The following is a 4803-nucleotide window of genomic DNA, read 5'->3' as shown; positions in this document are numbered from 1 at the left end:
TCGGTCGCCACCGCGGTCGTCGCCACCGACGGCCGTACGCCCGAAGAAGTCACCCGAATCGCGCTGGACGCACTGGAGTTGAAGGAAGCATGAGCGAGGCAGTGACGCGCATCCAGGTCGGCGGCACCGCGGGCAGCGAGCCGTACGAGGTCCTGGTGGGCCGTCAACTCCTGGGTGAACTCGGCGCGTTGGTGGGGGAGAAGGCCCAGCGGGTCGCGGTCATCCACCCCGAGGCGCTCGCCGACACCGGTGACGCGCTGCGTGCCGACCTCGCCGGGCAGGGCTTCGAGGTCGTCGCCATCCAGGTCCCCAACGCCGAGGAGGCCAAGACCGCCGAGGTCGCCGCCTACTGCTGGAAGGCGCTCGGGCAGTCGGGCTTCACCCGCACGGACGTCGTGGTCGGTGTCGGCGGCGGCGCCACCACCGACCTCGCCGGGTTCGTGGCCGCGACCTGGCTGCGCGGGGTGCGCTGGATCGCGATCCCGACCACCGTGCTCGCCATGGTCGACGCGGCGGTCGGCGGCAAGACCGGCATCAACACCGCCGAGGGCAAGAACCTCGTCGGCGCCTTCCACCCGCCCGCCGGAGTCCTGTGCGACCTGGCCGCGCTGGACTCCCTGCCCGTCAACGACTACGTCTCCGGGCTCGCCGAGATCATCAAGGCCGGCTTCATCGCCGACCCGGCGATCCTGGAGCTCATCGAGTCCGACCCCGAGGCCGCCCGCACCCCGGCGGGCCCGCACACCGCCGAGCTCATCGAGCGCTCGATCCGGGTCAAGGCCGAGGTCGTCTCCTCCGACCTCAAGGAGTCGGGCCTCAGGGAGATCCTCAACTACGGCCACACGCTCGCCCATGCCATCGAGAAGAACGAGCGGTACAAGTGGCGCCACGGCGCCGCTGTCGCCGTGGGCATGCACTTCGCCGCCGAACTGGGCCGCCTGGCGGGCCGGTTGGACGACGCGACGGCCGACCGCCACCGCACCGTTCTCGAATCGGTGGGTCTGCCGCTGCACTACCGCTACGACCAGTGGCCCAAGTTGCTCAAGACCATGAAGGTCGACAAGAAGTCCCGCGGCAACCTGCTCCGCTTCATCGTCCTCGACGGCCTGGGCAAGCCCACCGTTCTGGAGGGCCCGGACCCGGCCGTTCTGCTCGCCGCCTACGGAGAGGTCGGCCAGTAGGTCCCGCGACGGTGTGTTCCGCCGATTCGCCTTCCCTCAGGGGCACTTCGGGCCGTCCCCGGCCGTTTCACCAAATGAGGGCCGGGGGCGGTACCGTTCGGTGACGAGCGGGGTATGCACCACCCCGTAACCAGCGCCGATCAGCCTGACGCGAGTGAGCCGGAGCGGCACGTCGGAGACGAGAGGACGAGCGGGCGGGGACCTTCGGGCCGCGCACGGTCGCACTCCCGGCACCGACGCGAGCGCCCCTCGGGCGAGTGAGCCGAAGAAGACGAGACGGAGTGGCACCGGATGCAGCACGCAGTGGGTTCTCCGCTGCCGCCGCCCCATCAGCCGGGGCACGGACCGGCCGCCGACTGGTCGTCGGCCGCCGCACACCACCCGGGACCGCATCACCAGGGCCCCGCCCCGGTGCCCCCGTCGCCGTCGGCACCGGGCTTCTCCCCGGCTCCGGTGCCGCCGACGCCCCCGCACTCCCAGGTACCGCCCGCGCCCCCGCACTCCCAGGTGCCGCCGACGCCGCGGCACTCGCCGGTCCCGCCCGCGCCGCAGCACTCACCGGGACCGGTGCCGGACACCACCGGCCATGTGCCCCTGCCGCCCGGCGCCCCCATGGGCGCCTACAGCACCCCGCCCGTCGCCGCGCCCGACCCCGCGGGCACGACCCTCGCGGTGCTGCTCATCGGTCCGGCGGGCGCCGGGAAGACGAGCGTCGCCAAGTACTGGGCCGACCACCGCCGGGTCCCCACCGCCCACATCAGCCTCGACGACGTACGCGAGTGGGTCCGCTCGGGCTTCGCCGACCCGCAGTCCGGCTGGAACGACCACTCCGAGGCCCAGTACCGCCTGGCCCGCCGCACCTGCGGCTTCGCCGCCCGCAACTTCCTCGCGAACGGCATCTCCTGCATCCTCGACGACGCGGTCTTCCCGGACCGGCCGGTGGTCGGGCTCGGCGGCTGGAAGCGGCACGTGGGCCCGGGGCTGCTCCCGGTGGTCCTGCTGCCCGGCCTGGAGATCGTCCTGGAGCGCAACGCCGAACGCTCGGGCAACCGACGGCTGACCGACGAAGAGGTCGCGCGGATTCACGGCCGGATGGCCGGCTGGTACGGCTCGGGCCTGCCGATCATCGACAACAGCCAGATGGACGTGCCCCAGACGGCGCGGGTCCTGGACGAGGTCCTGGCGAGGTCCATCGCGAGCCCGCCGAGCTGGTAGGCGCGGTGGTGCGTCGTGGACGGCGCGTCGTGGGCGGCGCTGCCCCACTCGGCTCTCCCGAACGGCGCCGAGACCGCAGCGCTCCTAGGCTCGAGGCATGTCAGAGGTGTACGCCACCCGCAGAGCCCGCCTGCGCGACCGCTGCCAAGCCGGCGGCAGCCAGTCCGCGCTGATCTCCCGCCCGGCCAACGTCCGCTACCTCGCGGGCACCGCCCCCCGCGGCGCCGTCCTCCTGCTCGGCGCCGGTGAGGACGTGCTGCTCTGCCCCGGGCCCCTGGACGACCGCACGGACGGCCGTCCCGACGAGGCCCTGCGGATCCGCACCCTCCCCGGCGCCGGCGGCGACCCCGCCGTCGCCGCGGCCGACCTGGCGGAGGCACGGGGCGGCGGCTCCCTCGCCGTCGAGGAACACCACCTCACCGTGGCCCGCCACCGAGCCATCCGCTCGGTCGTCCCACGGCTGCGCCTGGCCGACCTCGGCGGCGCGGTCGAACAGCTCCGCGTCATCAAGGACGAGGAGGAGATCTCCTGCCTGCGCATCGGCGCCGAGATCGCCGACCAGGCACTGGGCGAGCTCCTGGAGTCCATCCTCGTCGGCCGCACCGAGCGACACCTCGCCCTCGAACTGGAGCGCCGCCTGGTCGACCACGGCGCCGACGGCCCGGCCTTCACCACCTCCGTCGGCACCGGCCCGAACTCCGGCCGCCCGGCCCACCGCCCCACCGACCGCCGCGTGGAGGAAGGTGACTTCCTCTCCGTCTGCCTGGGCGCGAGCTACCGCGGCTACCGCTGCGAGATCGGCCGTACCTTCGTCATCGGTACGTCCCCCGCCGACTGGCAGATCGAGCTCTACGACCTCGTCTTCGCCGCTCAGCGGGCCGGACGGGAGTCGCTGGCGCCCGGCGCGGCCTACCGTGACGTGGACCGGGCGGCCCGCCAGGTACTGGAGTCCGCGGGCCATCACGAGGGGCTCCCGACCCTCACCGGACACGGTGTGGGACTCGAAATCGACGAGGACCCGCAGTTGGCCCCCGCGGCCATGGGTAAACTGGACGCTTGCGTGCCGGTCACCGTCGAACCGGGGGTCCACCTCCCGGGACGGGGCGGCGTCCGGATCGATGACACGCTCGTCGTACGCCCCGAGGCGGACGGCGGACCCGAGCTACTCACCATCACGACCAAGGAGCTGCTCGCACTATAGGCAACGTGCGTGCGCCGGGGTCGTCCACGTCAGTCCAGGAGATTCCGCAACCGTGGCTTCCACGAACGACCTCAAGAACGGCCTGGTGCTCAAGCTCGAAGGCGGCCAGCTCTGGTCCGTCGTCGAGTTCCAGCACGTCAAGCCCGGCAAGGGCCCCGCATTCGTGCGCACCAAGCTCAAGAACGTACTGTCCGGCAAGGTCGTCGACAAGACGTTCAACGCCGGCGTCAAGGTCGAGACGGCCACTGTCGACAAGCGCGACATGCAGTTCTCGTACATGGACGGCGAGTACTTCGTCTTCATGGACATGGAGACCTACGACCAGCTCATGGTCGACCGCAAGGCGGTCGGCGACGCCGCCAACTTCCTGATCGAGGGCTTCACGGCCACCGTGGCGCAGCACGAGGGCGAGGTGCTCTTCGTCGAGCTGCCGGCCGCTGTCGAGCTGACCATCCAGGAGACCGAGCCGGGCGTCCAGGGCGACCGCTCCACCGGTGGCACCAAGCCCGCCATCCTGGAGACCGGCCACCAGATCCAGGTCCCGCTCTTCATCACCACCGGTGAGAAGATCAAGGTCGACACCCGCACGAGCGACTACCTCGGCCGGGTGAACAGCTAACCGTGGCTGCCCGCAACACGGCACGCAAGCGCGCCTTCCAGATCCTCTTCGAGGGCGACCAGCGCGGCGTCGACGTCCTGACGGTCCTGGCGGACTGGATCCGGCTCTCCCGGGAAGACACCCGGCAGCCGCCGGTGAGCGAGTACACGATGCAGCTGGTCGAGGGCTACGCGGAGCACGCGCAGCGCATCGACGAGCTGCTCGCGCAGTACTCGGTCGGCTGGACGCTGGACCGGATGCCGGTCGTCGACCGCAACATCCTGCGTCTGGGCGCCCACGAGCTGATCTGGGCCGACGAGACCCCGGACGCGGTGGTGCTCGACGAGATGGTGCAGCTGGCCAAGGAGTTCTCCACGGACGAGTCGCCCTCGTTCGTGAACGGCCTCCTGGGCCGGCTCAAGGACCTGAAGCCGTCACTGCGCCGGGAGTAGCCCCGCCGGGAGCGCCGGGGACCGCGGTCGTACCTGATCCGCGCTCCTTCGGGGCACGAACTTGTCCGAGGGCCCGCAGCGAACCGCTGTGGGCCCTCAGACGTCCCCGGATGCCCCGACGCTCCTCCAGGCCCGCAGAAAGCCGCCGGGGTGGCC

5 protein-coding genes and 1 pseudogene are annotated in these 4803 nt (G+C 71.8%); all 6 read left to right on the top strand.

From position 1 onward, the window contains the following. A pseudogene (locus tag ACFVYN_RS40960) lies at window positions 1-93 on the top strand (shikimate kinase); the annotation flags it as partial. Beyond that, entirely contained in the window at window positions 90-1181 is a 1092-nt protein-coding gene (aroB, locus tag ACFVYN_RS40955; protein ID WP_390007919.1) for a 3-dehydroquinate synthase, read from the top strand. The pseudogene ACFVYN_RS40960 and the gene aroB, both read left to right, overlap by 4 nt. Window positions 1182-1472: 291 nt before the next feature. Next, the gene (locus ACFVYN_RS40950) at window positions 1473-2396 is read left to right on the top strand and encodes a Pro-rich N-terminal domain-containing protein (RefSeq protein ID WP_390007918.1); all 924 of its coding nucleotides are present in this window, start codon (window positions 1473-1475) and stop codon (window positions 2394-2396) included. A 97-nt stretch (window positions 2397-2493) separates the two neighbouring features. Continuing rightward, the gene (locus ACFVYN_RS40945) at window positions 2494-3597 is read left to right on the top strand and encodes an aminopeptidase P family protein (protein WP_390007917.1); all 1104 of its coding nucleotides are present in this window, start codon (window positions 2494-2496) and stop codon (window positions 3595-3597) included. Window positions 3598-3649: 52 nt separating this feature from the next. Further along, on the top strand, window positions 3650-4216 hold the full coding sequence (efp, locus tag ACFVYN_RS40940; RefSeq protein WP_352389971.1) for an elongation factor P: 567 nt from the start codon (window positions 3650-3652) through the stop codon (window positions 4214-4216). 2 nt (window positions 4217-4218) lie between these two features. Beyond that, the gene (gene nusB / locus ACFVYN_RS40935) at window positions 4219-4647 is read left to right on the top strand and encodes a transcription antitermination factor NusB (protein ID WP_390007914.1); all 429 of its coding nucleotides are present in this window, start codon (window positions 4219-4221) and stop codon (window positions 4645-4647) included. Window positions 4648-4803: the final 156 nt, after the last annotated feature.

The sequence above is a fragment of the Streptomyces sp. NPDC058307 genome, from assembly GCF_042880295.1.
Classification (GTDB): Bacteria; Actinomycetota; Actinomycetes; order Streptomycetales; family Streptomycetaceae; genus Streptomyces.
The sequence above is the reverse complement of the archived record's forward strand: the minus strand, read 5'-3'. Positions and strand labels throughout refer to the sequence as shown.

Bases quoted from the DNA above. Each gene is read 5' to 3' on its own strand.
- ACFVYN_RS40945 (WP_390007917.1), top strand. From the start codon at position 2,494: ATGTCAGAGGTGTACGCCACCCGCAGAGCCCGCCTGCGCGACCGCTGC.
- aroB (WP_390007919.1), top strand. From the start codon at position 90: ATGAGCGAGGCAGTGACGCGCATCCAGGTCGGCGGCACCGCGGGCAGC.
- ACFVYN_RS40950 (WP_390007918.1), top strand. From the start codon at position 1,473: ATGCAGCACGCAGTGGGTTCTCCGCTGCCGCCGCCCCATCAGCCGGGG.